This window comes from Mesoterricola sediminis, from assembly GCF_030295425.1.
Lineage (GTDB): Bacteria > Acidobacteriota > Holophagae > Holophagales > Holophagaceae > Mesoterricola > Mesoterricola sediminis.
In genome coordinates, this window is sequence record NZ_AP027081.1 from 253,199 (window position 1) to 268,564 (window position 15,366).

General features: G+C 68.7%; 9 protein-coding genes and 1 riboswitch. Of the genes, 6 read left to right on the forward strand and 3 right to left on the reverse strand.

The window, feature by feature from the left end; genetic code table 11:
- Positions 1-3 precede the first annotated feature (3 nt).
- The 3 genes from R2J75_RS01100 to R2J75_RS01110 are packed head-to-tail and all read right to left on the reverse strand — an operon-like array spanning position 4 to position 3,550.
- The gene (locus tag R2J75_RS01100; protein ID WP_243330350.1) at positions 4-1,350 is read right to left on the reverse strand and encodes an aspartate kinase; all 1,347 of its coding nucleotides are present in this window, start codon (positions 1,348-1,350) and stop codon (positions 4-6) included.
- Positions 1,347-2,261 (reverse strand): alpha/beta fold hydrolase, encoded by a 915-nt coding sequence (locus R2J75_RS01105; protein ID WP_316410920.1) that lies wholly within the window; start codon positions 2,259-2,261, stop codon positions 1,347-1,349. The genes R2J75_RS01100 and R2J75_RS01105 overlap by 4 nt, the downstream gene beginning before the upstream one ends.
- Positions 2,258-3,550, reverse strand: a complete 1,293-nt coding sequence (locus R2J75_RS01110) for an O-acetylhomoserine aminocarboxypropyltransferase/cysteine synthase family protein (RefSeq protein WP_243330157.1) — start codon at positions 3,548-3,550, stop codon at positions 2,258-2,260. The genes R2J75_RS01105 and R2J75_RS01110 overlap by 4 nt, the downstream gene beginning before the upstream one ends.
- A 186-nt stretch (positions 3,551-3,736) precedes the next feature.
- Positions 3,737-3,848: riboswitch (SAM riboswitch) on the reverse strand.
- A 96-nt stretch (positions 3,849-3,944) separates the two neighbouring features.
- Between R2J75_RS01110 and R2J75_RS01115 the strand changes: the two genes are divergently transcribed.
- The 6 genes from R2J75_RS01115 to R2J75_RS01140 all read left to right on the forward strand — a co-directional run bounded on the left by R2J75_RS01115 (position 3,945) and on the right by R2J75_RS01140 (position 15,365).
- Positions 3,945-5,714, forward strand: coding sequence for a DNA repair protein RecN (locus tag R2J75_RS01115; protein ID WP_316410921.1), 1,770 nt, complete (start codon positions 3,945-3,947; stop codon positions 5,712-5,714).
- Positions 5,715-5,907: 193 nt separating this feature from the next.
- The gene (locus R2J75_RS01120; RefSeq protein ID WP_279342646.1) at positions 5,908-8,955 is read left to right on the forward strand and encodes a TonB-dependent receptor; all 3,048 of its coding nucleotides are present in this window, start codon (positions 5,908-5,910) and stop codon (positions 8,953-8,955) included.
- Between the two features lie 414 nt (positions 8,956-9,369).
- Entirely contained in the window at positions 9,370-11,178 is a 1,809-nt protein-coding gene (locus R2J75_RS01125; RefSeq protein WP_316410922.1) for an Ig domain-containing protein, read from the forward strand.
- Positions 11,179-11,739: 561 nt separating this feature from the next.
- Positions 11,740-13,044: a hypothetical protein gene (locus R2J75_RS01130; protein ID WP_316410923.1), complete on the forward strand. Its 1,305-nt coding sequence runs from the start codon at positions 11,740-11,742 to the stop codon at positions 13,042-13,044.
- Positions 13,045-13,350: 306 nt separating this feature from the next.
- Positions 13,351-14,466 carry an isocitrate/isopropylmalate dehydrogenase family protein gene (locus R2J75_RS01135; RefSeq protein WP_316410924.1) on the forward strand — a complete coding sequence of 372 codons (1,116 nt, stop codon included), beginning with the start codon at positions 13,351-13,353 and terminating at the stop codon, positions 14,464-14,466.
- A 2-nt stretch (positions 14,467-14,468) separates the two neighbouring features.
- Positions 14,469-15,365 (forward strand): hydroxymethylglutaryl-CoA lyase, encoded by an 897-nt coding sequence (locus tag R2J75_RS01140; protein ID WP_243345990.1) that lies wholly within the window; start codon positions 14,469-14,471, stop codon positions 15,363-15,365.
- Position 15,366: the final 1 nt, after the last annotated feature.

Consider the following 15,366-nt stretch of genomic DNA (forward strand, 5'->3'; position numbering starts at 1 on the left):
GGGTCAGACTCCAAGGGGCGTTTCGATGCAGGTGGCGTGGAGGCGGGGAATCAGGCCGGCCAGCCTGGGGTCCGGCACGAGGAAGGCCAGGGAGACCCCCGTGTCCCCCGCAAGGATGGCGGCAACCGGTTCCTCCACAAGGGGGCCCAGGAGGCTGAGGGCCCGGCCCTGGGCGGCGCGGAGCCCCTCGCCCACCAGGGCCACGACGGCCCAGCCCCGACTCACGTCCAGGCCGGAGGCGGCCAGGTCCGTGAGCACCGCCTCGGCCTCCGCGGTCTCCGCCCGGGCGACCAGGAGACCCCCGTCCGGGGTGGCCAGCAGACCGTAGAGGGAGGCGCCGGCTTCCAGCAGGCGGGTGGAGGCCTGGAACAGCTGCTCCGCATCGGCGGTCGGGGGGACCCGGAGGCAACTCACCCCCTCCTTGTACGCCACGGACGTGATCTCCCCGGGCCGGCGGGGCGGGGAATCGAGGCGGATCTCCGTCCGACCGGCTGATGGCCGGTGGGTGTTGGCCACCACCAGCCGGAAGCCCGCCCGACGAACCGGCGCCAGGGCGTCGGCGTGCAGCACCTTGGCCCCGAAGGCCGAGAGGGCCGCCGCCTCCGGCAGGCTCATGACGGGAATGGGCCGGGCGCCGGGCACCAGGCTGGGATCGGCGCTGAGCACCCCGTCCACGTCGGTCCAGATCTGCACCTCCGCGGCGCCCAGGGCCTCCCCCAGGAGGGTGGCGCTGGTGTCCGAGCCGCCCCGGCCCAGGGTGGTGGTCGCCCCGTCGGGCCCCTGGCCCAGGAACCCCTGGGTCACCCAGAGGGCCCCGGGTCCGAGGGCGGCGCGCCAGGGGGCGGCGGCCTCCCGGATGGCCTCCAGGTCCGGCCGGGCCCGGCCATGCCGGCCGTCCGTCCTCAGCACCTCCCGCACATCCCGGAAGGCGGCCGGAAGCCCCTCCCGCACCAGGAGGGCCGCCATGAGGCGGGCGGACAGGGTCTCCCCCACGGCCAGGGCCGTGTCCCGGCTGCGGGGGGAGGCCTCCCACAGGAGGCCCATGCCCTGCAGAAGGTTGGACAGGGACTGAAAGAGGGGGGCCCAGGCGGACCGCACCTCGGCCTCCAGGTCCAGGGCCCGGGCCGCCTCCCAGTGGCGGGCCTCCAGGGCCTCCCGGCACCGGGTGGACCCGGCGAGGTCCCCGCGGGCCGAAGCGGCCATGGCCTTGAGGATGAGGTCCGTGGTCCCCGAAAGGGCCGAAACGACCACCAGGCCCCCGGCGGGGAGTTCCCGGGCGATGATGCGGGCCGCGAGGAGCTGGGCCTCGCGGGACCCGACGCTGGTGCCGCCGAACTTGAGCACCTTCACGACAGCACCTCCAGGAGCCAGGCGACGACGGGGTCCCATTCGATGAGGAAGGCGTCGTGGCCGTGGGGACTGTCCACCCAGGCCACGTGGCCGAGCTGGCCGGCATCGCGGGCGGATGTGATGAGCTCGTCCAGGCAGGACGAGGAGATCAGGTGATCGGGGCGCAGGCCGAGCACGTGGAGGGGCGCGCGCAGGCGCCCGAGCGCCTCCCGCACCCCGCCGCGGCCCCGGCCCAGGTCGTGGGCGTCCATGGCCTCCAGCAGGTTCAGGTAGGCCTGGCGGGTGAAGCGGGCCGCCAGGGCCTGCCCGTGGTAGGCCAGCCAGTCCCGCAGGGGCTGGGCCGCGTCGAACCGGACCGCGAGCCCCGCGGGGCTGCGGAAGGTGAGCATGGCCGCCCGGCGGGCGAGGGAGATGGCCTCCCCGTCCCCCAGGGAGGGGCTGGCCAGGATGGCCCGCTGGATCTCCGTGGTGCCCCACAGCCAGGCGTCGGCCCGGGCGCCGCAGCCCACCACGGCCACGGCCCCGAACCGGTCCGGTTCCGCCAGGGCCAGTTCCAGGGCCACCATGCCGCCCAGGGAGGCCCCGAGGACGACGTCGAAGCGCAGGTCCTCCGCCCGCAGCCACTCGGCCAGGACCTCCGCCTGGAACCGGGTGTCGTAGCCGGCCGCGGGGCGCGGCACGGAGGTGCCGTAGCAGCTGCCCGCCAGGTTTGGCGTCCACACCGTGGCGCGCGCGGGCCCCAGGGGGGCCCCCGCCTGGAAGATGGGGGCCCACCAGCCCTTGACGCCCGGCGCGTCGGCCGCGTCCGGGCCTCCGGTCAGGGCATGGAGGAGGAGGACCCGGCGGGGACCGGCCCCGTGGACCCGGTAGGCGGTGCGGCGATCTTCGGCCGCCTGGAAGATCCGGCTCACCCCCGCACCCCCGCCAGCGCCTGGTCCAGGTCGGCCTGGAGGTCCTCCAGGCTTTCCAGCCCCACCGAGAGGCGGATGAGGTCGTCGGTGACGCCGTTGGCGGCGCGGGCCTCGGGGCTGAGCTGCTGGTGCGTGGTGGTGGCCGGGTGGATGATGAGGCTCTTGGCGTCGCCCACATTGGCCAGCCGGCTGAAGAGCGTCACCGCGTCGATGACCTGCCGCCCCGCCGCGAGCCCCCCCTTCACGCCGAAGGTCAGGATGCCGCCGAAGCCCGCCCCCTCCCGGAAATAGCGCCGGGCCAGGGTGTGGCTCGGGTGGCTGGGCAGGCCGGGGTAGTTGACCCAGGCCACCCGGGGGTGGGCCTCCAGCCAGTGGGCCAGGGCCAGGGCGTTGGCGCCGTGGCGGTCCATGCGCAGGGGGAGGGTCTCGATGCCCAGCAGGAGCAGGAAGGCGTTGAAGGGCGAGAGGGCGGGGCCGAAGTCCCGGAGCCCCTCCAGGCGGGCCTTGGCCGCGAAGGCCGCGGGGCCGGCGACGTCCACGAGGACCGCCCCGTGGTAGGCGGGGTGGGGGGTCGTGAATTCGGGGAACTTGCCCGAGGTCCAGTCGAAGGTTCCGCCGTCCACCACGATGCCGCCGAGGCTCGTGCCGTGGCCGCCCAGGTACTTGGTCGCGCTGTGGACGACCAGGTCGGCCCCGTGCTTCAGGGGCTGGCAGACCCAGGGGGAGGCCAGCGTGTTGTCCACGATCAGGGGGATCCCCGCCTCCTTCGCGATGCTGGCGAGGGCCTCGAAGTGGGGCACGTCGAGCTTGGGGTTGCCGAGGGCCTCCACGTAGAGGGCGCGCGTCTCCGGACGGATGGCGGCGCGGAAGGCCCCGGCGTCCCCGCTGTCCACGAAGGAGGCCTCGATGCCCAGGCGGCGGAGGCTCTGGCTGAAGAGGGTGTGGGTGCCGCCGTAGAGGTTGGTGCCCGCGACGATGTGCCCCCCGGCCCCCGCCAGGGTCAGCACGGCCAGGGTGATGGCGGCCTGGCCCGAGGCGGTGGCCACGGCGGCCACGCCCCCCTCCAGTTCGGCGACCCGCTTCTCGAGGACGTCGACGGTCGGGTTGCCGATGCGGGTGTAGATGTTGCCGGCCTCCTCCAGGGCGAAGAGCCGGGCCCCGTGGTCCGTGGAGTCGAAGACGTAGCTCGTCGTCTGGTAGATGGGGACCGCCCGGCTCCGGGTGTCCCCGTCGGGGGTGTGGCCGCCGTGGAGGGCGATGGTCTCGAACTGGCGCTGGGGCCCGGTCATGGGAACTCCTGGCAGAGGTCCCCCCGCCCCGCGGGAGGGGGGAGGTTGGGGTGTCCTTGTCTCCCCTTGCGGGGCCTCCGGACAGGTCGAGGGAGTCTGCAGGTTCCTCGCGAGCTTCAGAAGACGGAAAAGGGGGCCCGATGATTCGGGCCCCCTTCTCCGTCTGATTTCGGCAGTTCAATCAGTTCGGTATCTATCCGGTCGCGACATGCGTCGCCGCCGGCAGGAATTGGCACCTTGCTCTTCGCAGGTTGCCAAGGTTTCACAGGGCCCGTCCCTCCACCTTTCTGGATAGCTCACTATGGAACTGACAAAGAACTCAGAGGTCCCATCATGGGTGTTCCCCCGGCCGGAGTCAAGCGCCTTTGGCGCCGGATCAGGATAGGCTGATGCCATGCTCTCCTCCCTCCGCATCCAGAACCTCGCCCTGGTGGAAGACCTGTCCGTGGACCTCCAGCCCGGGTTCACGGCCCTCACGGGCGAGACCGGCGCCGGGAAGTCCCTCCTCGTGGACGCCCTCTCCCTCCTCGTGGGCGCCCGGGGCGACGGGGACATGGTGCGCCAGGGGGCCTCGCGGGCCCTGGCCGAGGCCGTCGTCGACGGCGCCTTCGCGGCCTGGAGCGCCTTCCTGGCGGAGCGGGGCCTCCCCGAGGAACAGCCCGTGGTCCTGCGCCGGGAGGTGGGCGCCAACGGCCGGAGCCGCGCCTGGATCAACGGCGGGGCCTGCAGCCTCGCCGACCTCCGCGAGGCGGGCCGGATCTGGATGCGCCTGACCAGCCAGCACGATCACCAGTCCCTGCTGGCCGAGGACCGCCACCTGGGCCTGCTCGACGAGGTGCTCGGGATCCGGGCGGATCTCGCCCGGGAGGCCGGCGAGGTCCGGGAGGCCCAGGCCAGGCTCGCCGCGCGGCGCCGGAGCGAGGCCCAGAAGGTGGAACGGCTGGCGTGGCTGGCCGAGCACATCGCCGACCTGGAGAAGCTGGCCCCGGCGGCCGGCGAATGGGCCCGGCTCCGGGCGGAGCGGGAGCCCCTGCGCCACGCCGTCCATCTGGAGGCCGCCTTCCGCGAGGGCGCCGAGGCCCTCCGCGAGGCCAACCGCCTCGTCGAGGAGGCCCACCGCGCCCAGGCCCGGGCCGCCGCCATCCTGCCCGCGGCCCAGCCCGAGGTGGACCGGCTGCGGAGCGCCCTCCTGGAACTGGAGGACCTCCAGGCCCTGGCCCAGGACCAGGCCGTGCGCTGGTCCCGGGAGGGGGTGGACCGGATCGAGGCCCTCGAGGACCGCCTCGCCCACTTCGAGAAGCTGGCCCGCCGCCACCGCTGCGAGCCGGAGGACCTGGCCCAGGTCCTGGCGGCCCTGTGCCTCGAACAGCGCGAGCTGGAGGACGGCGGCTCCTCCCTCAAGGAACTGGAGACGGCCCTGGCCGGGGCCGCCGCGGCCTACCTGGCCGCCGCCGAGGACCTGCACCGCCAGCGGGCCGCCCTCGTGCAGGCCCTGGAGAAGGACGTGCACCACCGCCTCGCCGCCCTCGGCATGGCCGGGTGCCGCGTCCAGGTGCGCCTGGGCCTCGCCGAGGACCCCGCCAGCCCGGTTCTGCGCGGCGGGCTGCCCGTTCGGTGCTCCGCCCAGGGCTTCTCCGCCGCCGCCATCTGGATCGAGCCCAATGTCGGGGAGGGCTTCCGCCCCCTGGCCAAGATCGCCTCCGGCGGCGAGCTGAGCCGGATCATGCTCGCCCTCCAGGGCGCCGGCATGGCCCTGGGCGCCGGGAGCGGGGACCCCCTCGTCCTGGTGCTCGACGAGGTGGACGCGGGCATCGGCGGGGAGACCGCCCTGGCCGTGGGCGGGGCGGTGCGCGAGCTGGGCCGCCGCCACCAGGTCCTGGCCGTGACCCATCTCGCCCAGGTCGCCGCCCGGGCCGAGCACCACGGCTTCCTCCGCAAGGAGGTCCAGGACGGCCGCACCCGGAGCTCCCTGGGATGGATGACCGGCGAGGGCCGGACCCGGGAGCTCGCTCGTCTGCTCTCCGGCCACCCGGACCGCCCCGAGGCCCTGGCCCACGCCCGGATCCTCCTGGACGGCGCCGTCCAGCCCGCCCTCCTGCCCGACGCGGCGGCGTCCGTCCCAGGGAAAGCCAGGCGCCCCAAGGCCCCGGCGCCCCGCGGGTAGCCCCGGGGGCGGAAACGTTGCCGCTCAGCGGTCGTATGTGCCGGTTGGCTCGTAAAAGTTTCATTCTGGAAACATCCCATTCTTCCCTTGTGCCTGGTCGTCTGGCATCTTGAATCAACTTCAAGAACCGTTCAGACGCAGGCCGCCCTGGCCTGCCTCCATCCCACCCACCCGATCCGGGTCAGGAGCACGCATGAACACCCGAAGCTTCAGCCTCGTCCTGCTTTCCGCCCTCGCCTGCGCCACCGTGGCCAACGCCCAGAGCAGCTCCACCTCCGGGGCCGTCCGGGGCGCCATCACCTCCAAGGGCGGCGGCCGCCTCGTGGGCGCCACCGTCACGATCCGGAACGTGGCCACCAACCTGACCCGCACCCAGGTCACCGCCGCCAACGGCGAGTACACCTTCGCCCTCCTGCCCCTGGGCACCTACGAGATCACCGTGACCGCCCCGGGCATGCGCACCCTCAAGGACACCTCGACCCGGGTGAGCCTGGGCGCCACGTCCATCGCCAATTTCTCCCTGGACCGGGCCGAGGCCGGCGCCACCGTCGCCGTGGTCGCGGCGGCCGCCGCCCTCGACGCCCAGCAGGTGACCAGCACGGTGGCCCTGAACAGCAAGATGGTGGAGTCCATCCCCCTGGCAGCCCGGGACTTCACCTCCCTGGCCCGCCTGACCCCCGGCGCCACCACCGCCGCCGACCAGAACCGCCTCTCGGTGGAGGGCGGCCGCGGCATCTTCAACAACCTCACCATCGACGGCGCGAGCTACAACTCCAACTTCTTCGGCGAGCAGCGCGGCTCCACCCGCATCCCCTTCGCCTTCGGCATCGACACCATCAAGGAACTCCAGATCATCACCGACGCCTACGACGCCCAGTACGGCAACGCGGCCGGCGGCGTGATCAACGCCGTGTCCAAGACCGGCACCAACGAGTTCACCGGCAGCGTGCTGGTCCAGATGCGCCCCAAGTCCCTGGTCGCGCGCATCAAGCCCGCCCCAGCCGCCACGGCCCTCCAGAACAGCGTCGGGGCCCGCACCAAGGACTTCGAGCAGCTCGACTGGAACTTCAACCTGGGCGGCCCGATCGTCAAGGACAAGCTCTTCTTCTTCGCGGGCCTGGAGGTCTTCCACTACACCGAGAAGTTCACCCCCAGCTTCGGCCTGGACAGCGGCAACAATTCCCAGGCGAACCTGAACACCTTCCTGGGCAAGTTCGGCAACATCCAGGTGGGGAACGACGGGCGCACCCTGGCCCAGGAGAACGGCTACCAGTACGAGAACGACAAGCGGAACACCGTCGCCTTCGCCCGCCTGGACTATAACCTGAACGAGAGCCACCGGTTCACCCTCCGCGTCAACATCCAGAACTGGAACTCCGAGAACGGCACCACCGACTTCACCAGCTCCTCCGCCCCCATCACGGGCCAGACCCAGCAGGGCCTGGAGAAGGACAACGGCCTGTCCTGGGTGGCCGAGTGGAACGCCATCTTCTCGCCCCGGCTCGTGAACGAGGCCCGCCTGCAGATCGCCACGGAGCGGCGGCCCCGCTACGCCAACTCCACCGCTTCGCCCGAGATCTCCATCACCAACGGCTTCAACGCCGGCCAGAACAACTTCCTGCCCAACGGCCTGGACGAGTTCAGCAAGCAGCTCATCGACAACCTCACCTACACCGACGGCGACTTCACCGTGAAGGCCGGCGTCGACCTCCAGTGGTTCTCCTTCGCCAACACCTTCTACCGCTACAACATGGGGGCCTTCTCCTTCGGCAGCTACGCGGTGGCCAACCGCTGGGCCAACGGCGGCCTCCTGGCGACGGACAGCTTCACCTACCGCCAGGCCCTGAGCAACTATGGCGGCACCATCTCGTACGACTCCTCCCTCTATGCCGGCTACGTCCAGGCCAGCTACAGCGGCCTCCTGAACCGCCGGCTGACCCTGGCCCTGGGCGTGCGCTACACCGGGGAGCACCAGCCCAACAACCCGCGGCCCAACGCCCAGCTGGCCGGCCTTGACCAGGCCAACGACGCCCGGGCCCTGGATCCCCGGTTCGGCTTCACCTATGACCTGACCGGCAAGGGCAAGACCATGCTGCGGGGCGGCGCGGGCTACTTCTCCAGCCCCAATCCGAGCCTCACGGTGTCCAACACCATGAACAGCAACGGGAACACCACCTCCACCTACACCCTCACGGCCTCCTCCGCCGCCGTGCGCACCGCGGCCAACAGCGGCGCCCTCTCGTACGCCGCCCTGGTGAGCGGCGGCGGCACCCGCCTGTCCGCCCTCAGCCCCGCCACCCTCACCGCCCTCGGCTCCGCCAGCAAGGACGGCCAGGTCTGGGACCCCGAGAACAAGCTGCCCCGCGCCAAGCGCGCCAGCCTGGGCATCGAGCACGAACTGGACAACGGCCTCGTGCTGGGCGTCCGCGCCTCGTACGCCGATTTCGAGAACCTCCAGTACTTCGTCAACATCAACCTCCGCCAGCGCCTCGCGGACGGGTCCCCCGATCCCAACGGCTACTGGAAGGACGGCTACCCCACCAAGTGGAACCTGTTCACGAGCTCCGGCCGTCCCGGCATGGCCATCGTGCGCGGCCGCATGCTGGATTTCACCGGCTTCGGCAACATCTGGCTCTCCGAGAACCAGGGCGTGGGCCACTACAAGGCCATTTCCATCACCGCGAGCAAGCAGTCCGACTCCGGCTTCGGCTTCCAGAGCAGCGTGACCTTCGCCAGCTCCAAGGATTCCAACTCCAACGAGCGCGTGACCGCCAGCGCCTCGGCCAACTCCACCGTCAACAACCCGGCCGACCCCCACGCCTCGTACGGCCCCAGCGACAATGACGTGAAGTTCCGCGGCGTCTTCGCGGGCTACTTCCCCGTCGCCTTCGGCATCAAGGGCGCCGCCATCGCCACCTACACGTCGGGCCAGCCCTACACCGCCTACATGACCAGCGATCTCAACGGCGACACCTCCACGACCAACGACTTCGCCGTGGGCGTGACGGGCCGCAACACCTTCCGGCAGCCCTCCGTCAAGACCTTCGACCTGCGCTTCACCCGGGCCTTCAACCTGCCCCGGAAGATGATGATCGAGCTCCAGGCCGACATCTTCAACGTGTTCAACTGGGCCAACTGGACCACCAGCAACACCCAGTACACCAACGCCAACTTCGGCACCCTCAACATCCAGGACCGCAACACGCGCGAAGTCCAGCTGGGCGCGCGCTTCAAGTTCTAATCGGCACCCGGCTCCGGGATTGAACATGCCTCCCTGGGTCAGGGCTGACCTGGGGAGGCATGATCCTGTCCAGGAACCGCGTCGGCTTCCGGTGGATCCCCGGCTGTTGGAATCATGTGCTATGATTCATCTCTAATTTCATTGGGACAGTCTATGAAATTTAATACTTCCATGCTCGTCGTGGTCGGACTGTTCGCTGCTGGCTGCGGGGGCGGTAAAAATGAAAGCAGGCCACCCGATACGCCCCTCATCACCGCCCCGGCCCGGGTGACCTCCTATCGTCCGGGTTATCAGGCCAGTGTGTTGCCCCAGGCCGGCTGCACCTTCCAGTGGTCCATCACCGGCGGAGTCCTGACTGCCGGGATGACTGGGACCTCCGTGACTTTCACCCCTGCGGGCCCAGGGAAGCTTACGTTGGCCTGCGCCGCCATCAACGCTGACGGCAAGGCGTCCCCCCAGGGGAGCGCGAGGGTCGACGTCTTGGCGTCCCCCGCCCAGCCCGTCATCGTCGCCCCCTCCTCCGTCGAGACCCGCACGCCTGGCCTGAATGCTTCGATCGCGGCCCAGGATGGCATGGTCGTCACCTGGACGCTTGTGGGAGGCCAACTGACCTCCAGCAGTGATTCGACGCACGTCGAATTCACCTCCGGCAGCCCCGGGAAATCGACCCTGAGCTGCAAGGTGGCCAACGCCCTGGGTGATTCAGCCGAGGCTTCTGCCGAGATCGTCGTCACGGATGCTCCGCCGCGGTCACTGACCTACACCCTCAATCCAGCTGTCTATCCCCTGGGCGTGGTTCCCATCCAGGCCAACCTCCCGGCTACGACTGGTGGGCTGCCGACTTCCTATGCCATCTCTCCTGGATTGCCCGCAGGGTTGGGCCTGAGCACCACAACCGGCGTCATCAGCGGAGCGCCTCTGGTGGCGGCCCTGCCGACCTCCTATACCATCACGGCCAGCAATGCCCTGGGTTCCTGTTCTACTGATTTTACTCTAACCATCTATCCTTACCTGCCTTCCATCCTGAGGGATCTTGACGACAAGGCTGTCGCGGCTGGTGATTCCGCCACCTGGGTCGCCGTTGTGAGCGCAGCGGAACCCATCCAATACCAGTGGTACCGGAATGGCCTGGCGATTCCCGGGGCGACGCTCGCGACGTACGTGACGCCGGCCCTGGGACTCGGTGATTCGGGGGCGACCTACGGGTACAGGGCTGTGGATGCATATGGGAATGCGATCTCGAGTCGGAGCGCGACCGTGGAAATTGTCGAGGGGCGGTTCGTCCTGAGTCAGGCCCATATCCCGCCTCGTCGGGGAGGAACAGCCACGCGACTGGGGAATGGGCTGGTCCTTGTCGCGGGTGGCGATAGCGCTGGATCGACCGTGGCCTACCTTTACGATCCCGGCCTGGATGCTGCCTCCGCCACAGGCGCCATGGCCAAGGTGAGAGGTGGGCACACGGCGACCTTGCTCCTGGATGGTCGTGTGCTGATGGCCGGGCCGGATGCTTCAGCGGAGATCTATGACCCCGCCACGGGGCAATTCACGGCCCTCCCGCAACCCCCCCTCTCGCCTTCTGTCGCAGTCATGATGAAGAACGGGAAGGTCCTGCTGGGTGCTGACGGTTCCATGGCGGTGTTCGACCCTGCCGGCAACACTTTCTACCCTGTGGCGGGATCAGGCCCGACCGTCAAACCGGTGGTGCTGAATGATGGGATGGTCTTCCTCGGCAATGGGCTTTTCGACCCATCCAAGGAAACCACGGTGGCATTGACCGGAGATGCGCAGGCTGGCCTCGCGGGGCGGACGGCGCGGGGGCTTGCGGATGGGAATGTCCTTCTCTGTCAGGGCGGGGTCTACCAAGGGGCCTATGTGGCTTCCGATGAGGCCGAGCTCTTCATGGCTGGAACCCGCGTATTCACCCCGTTGGCTTCCAAGCCCTACCCGGCCATGGGAGTCCCATCGGCCATGCTCGCCGATGGGAGAATCCTGCTTCCGGGGGGGACCACCGTGTCGGGTGGCATGTCCATCCAGACGGGGACGGCGAAGGCCATGCTCTTCAATCCCGCGACTTTGACCTTCTCCAGGACCGGGGATCTGCCCGAGGCGCTCTACAGCCATGCTGTCGCCACGCTCCAGGATGGACGGGTCCTCGTCACGGGTGGCGCGACCTCCGCGAATCCTGCTGGCACAGGGGCGACCTACCTGTATATCGTTCCGTGATTCACGGCTGAGGCCCGTCCCGGGGCCGGACCCCCACGCAGGCGCCCTGATGGTCCGGCCCAAGGCGCCGTGGAGGGGTCTGCCCTGATGCGCGTCTCCTGCTTCGGGGTATCGACCCTCGTCCGTCATGGGATGGGAGCCATGGACCTTCAGGGGGCCATGGTCTCCTGTCCTTCCTCCATGCATGGGTCGCAGACCGTCTGGAACCCTCGTTTCGCTTGCGTGCCTCGACGCGTCCACGCCCAGCACGCCCCTGGCAGCGCCCTGAGGTCACCCATCGCGGTGGAGTCCGGTTTGAGGGTGGACAAAAATAATAAATAGACAATATTGAGACTGGCTGTTCGGCGTACGGGCCAAGTCTTCCAGTTGTCAACCATGCAGAAATGGCACCGCAGGGACATTCTTAAGATGGCCGCATTGTGCGGCGTTGCGGGAGTCCTGGGGCCAGGTTGCGCCAGGGTCCTGGGGGAGACTCGGACAGCCCCAGGGGTTCCACCGCTTGGGTCAGGCATTATTAATTCACGATTTCTTTGGACCTGGGACCACAGCACCGAATGGCGTTTGAACCGTCCAGGTGCGCATACCTATGGATCCTGCAACAGTTACGATAGGACGACAGATGCCTTCATCAGTGATTACTCATCGCTGATTACGTGGTGCAGCGAAAACGGGATCGATGGCCTGGTGGTCTGGGGATTGCTCAGAGATGGCCATGGGGGCGTCGAAGCCGCCAGGGCCATTTGCGAGTTGGCCGCTGAGCGGGGCGTTAAGTTGCTGTGCGGGGTTGGGTTGAATTGCTATGGTGGCGTTTATTATGAAGGCGCCTCGCCCTACAACCTTGAAAACCACCTGAGGGCCCACCCTGAACTGTATGCCACCGGACCTGACGGGCGGACGATCAACTTCATGGTCGATGGAAACGGGAATCGGACGGACCTTGGTGCTCCTTCCAGCCTGGGACCCAGGGGGTTCTACCATGCGTGCCCCAGTCAGCGCCTCAACCAGGAGTTCGTGGTGGATTCGCTGACTTGGTTGTTCCAGACCCTGCCCCTGGCCGGGGTCCAGATCGAGACCGGGGATACTGGCGTTTGCCAGTGCAACCTCTGTTCCCAGCGCCGGAAGTACCCGGTGTCCGAATTCTCCTGGGAGGACATGGCCCTGATGTACCCCATCGCCGCCAACGCCGTCCGGGCTGTGGCGCCTGGGGCATGCGTCATCTGCGAAACGTACTCCCATCCCCAACCCTACGTGGGGCCACGGGTGGTTCCGGGGTTCGGCGATGGCACGCCGCCATGGGCCGGGGAGGCCCTGGCGGCTTTTCCGGACGGAGCATTCCTGCAGTGGGTTGGAGACAACTATCTGAGATTGGAAGATCCCGCCTACGTCTGGACGGCCGATGGGAGCGTCGCCGGCAATGGGTTCCGGAACATCCTGAGGGTGCATTTCGGCACGAACTGGGGGTGGGGTGCTTTCAGGGGCGAGGTTGCCCTCGACTGGATGGCGGAATTCGCTCGAAGATCTGGTGAGGCTGGGTTCGAAGCGATGAGCCTGTTTGGCGAAGTCTCCCCCTTCGAAACGGGGGCTGAACTCAATTACCTTGCATTGAGGGATTTCGCGAGTTCGTGGAATCCGGCCTCGGATCTTGCTTCCTTCCTGGAGCGGGTCGCCGCCCCCCGCCTTGGCGGGTTGGCCAACGCCCAGGACTTCTTGGCATTTGCCGGCCTCCTGGACAGGCGCCATCCTGAACGTTTGGGTGAGATCCCGCGGGCCCTGGCGCAGATCTATGGACGGATGTCGAGCCTTCAGCCGGACGCCGCCAGGCGCTGGTGCTGGTTGGCCAACAGATTGGCTTCCTACCAAGTTTGAATGGACCCCTGCTGGATGCCGATACGGGTGAGTTGACCCGGACGGAGGATCTGTCCGAAATTTCTTGCCAATATGTAAAACATTGGCGGCACCTTGTTTCACCTTTGGAAAGGGGGGGCTGGTTGGGCCAGAAGGGCTAAGTTCTGCCAACAGGGAATTAAGTCGATCGCACTTGCGTTCCGAGGCCCTGGCCCGAGGCTCAAGCGGAGAAATGGGACTTACATCACAGAAGGCCCGCAAATCGGATCCCGGTGGTCTTGATAGCATCGATCCACCCTAAGACCCCCCCAACAATTCGGAGGAACCATGAGCTACAAGATCGCTTGGCTGCCGGGAGACGGCGTGGGCGTGGAAGTGATGGAGGCCACCCGGATCTGCCTCGACGCCCTCAAGTTCGATGCCGTCTACACGCACGGCGACATCGGCTGGGAGTTCTGGTGCAAGGAAGGCGAGTCCTTCCCCCAGCGCACGGTGGACCTCCTGAAGAGCTCCGATGCCGCGATGTTCGGCGCCATCACCTCCAAGCCGGCCAAGGACGCCGAGGCCGAGCTGGTCCCCGAGCTCAAGGGCAAGGGCCTGGTCTACCGGAGCCCCATCGTCCGCATGCGCCAGATGTTCGACCTCTACACCTGCCTGCGGCCCTGCAAGGCCTACCCGGGCAACCCCCTCAACTTCAAGGAGGGCATCGACCTCGTCGTGTTCCGCGAGAACACCGAGGGCCTCTACGCCGGCGTCGAGTTCAGCCCCGTCCCCGAGGCCGTCTCAACCGCCCTGGCCAACGCCTCCAAGCCCTTCGCCCACTTCGCCGCCAACAAGCCCGAGGACTACGCGATCACCTGCAAGATCAACACCCGCAAGGGGTGCGAGCGCATCATCCGCGCCGCCTTCGAGTACGCGAAGAAGTTCGGCTACCCCAAGGTCACGGCCATCCACAAGGCCAACGTGGTGCGGGCCACCGAGGGCATGTTCCTGGAGACCGCGAAGCGGGTCGCCAAGGACTACCCGGGCATCGCCCTGGATGACGCGAACGTCGACGCCATCTGCATGTGGCTGCTCAAGAACCCCAAGAGCTACGGCGTGATGGTGGCCACCAACCTCTTCGGCGACATCATCAGCGACCTCAGCGCCCAGCTCGTGGGCGGCCTCGGCTTCGGCTGCTCCGGCAACATCGGCGAGAAGCTGGCCGTGTTCGAGCCCAGCCACGGCTCGGCCCCCAAGTACGCGGGCCAGTACAAGGTCAACCCCATCGCCACCATCCTGGCCGCCAAGATGATGCTGGACTGGCTGGGCGAGTCCGACATGGGCCGCAGGCTCGAGGACGCCACCGCCGCCGTCATCGCGGAGGGCAAGGTTCGCACCTACGACATGGGCGGTTCCTCCACCACCCTGGAGATGGGCGAGGCCATCGCCCGGAAGCTCTAGCCATGGCCGGCATCGTCCTCCACGAGGTGGGGCCGCGGGACGGCCTCCAGGTCGAGCGCCAGGTGGTCCCGACCGAGGTCAAGGAGCGCTGGATCCGGGCGCTCCTGGCTTCGGGCCTGGATATCGTGCAGGTCGGCTCCTTCGTCCATCCCGAGAAGGTCCCGCAGATGGCCGACACCGACGAGCTGTTCCGCCGCCTGTCCCTGGCGCCCGGGCCCCGCGCCGTCCTGTCCGGCCTCGTCCTCAACGAGAAGGGCCTGGAGCGGGGCATGGCCTGCGGCGTCGAGCTCTTCTGCATGGGCGTCTCCGCCTCCGACACGCACTCCCGCAAGAACACGGGCATGGGAAGCCTGGAAGCCCAGCAGCGGATCCTCGCCATGGGCCGCGCGGCCCAGGAGGCGGGGAAGAAGGTCCAGGTGAGTGTCCAGAGCGCGTTCGGCTGCGGCTTCGAGGGCCGGATCGACCGGACCCGGGTCCTGGACATCGTCAGGGCCTACCTGGACGCCGGCCTGACCTCGATCAGCCTGGCGGACACCGCCGGCCACGCCCACCCCGACCAGGTCAAGGACCTCTTCGGGGCCATCCTGGCCCTCGGGCCCGTGCAGGCGACGGCCCATTTCCATGACACCTACGGCCTGGGCATGGCCAACGTCTATGCGGCCATGGGCCAGGGCGTCACCACGTTCGAGACCAGCTTCGCGGGCCTCGGCGGCTGCCCCTTCACCAAGGTGGCGGCCGGCAACGTGGCCACCGAGGACCTGGTCCACGGGCTCCGCCGCGTGGGCCTCCGCACCGACGTGGACCTGCCGGCGCTCATCGACATCGCCAAGGACGTCGCGGCCTTCTTCGGCCGGGACATGACGGGCCGCGTCCACCGCGCGGGCCCGCTGGGGTACTGAC

Bases quoted from the DNA above. Each gene is read 5' to 3' on its own strand.
- R2J75_RS01110 (WP_243330157.1), bottom strand. From the start codon at position 3,550: ATGACCGGGCCCCAGCGCCAGTTCGAGACCATCGCCCTCCACGGCGGC.
- R2J75_RS01115 (WP_316410921.1), top strand. From the start codon at position 3,945: ATGCTCTCCTCCCTCCGCATCCAGAACCTCGCCCTGGTGGAAGACCTG.
- R2J75_RS01120 (WP_279342646.1), top strand. From the start codon at position 5,908: ATGAACACCCGAAGCTTCAGCCTCGTCCTGCTTTCCGCCCTCGCCTGC.
- R2J75_RS01135 (WP_316410924.1), top strand. From the start codon at position 13,351: ATGAGCTACAAGATCGCTTGGCTGCCGGGAGACGGCGTGGGCGTGGAA.
- R2J75_RS01140 (WP_243345990.1), top strand. From the start codon at position 14,469: ATGGCCGGCATCGTCCTCCACGAGGTGGGGCCGCGGGACGGCCTCCAG.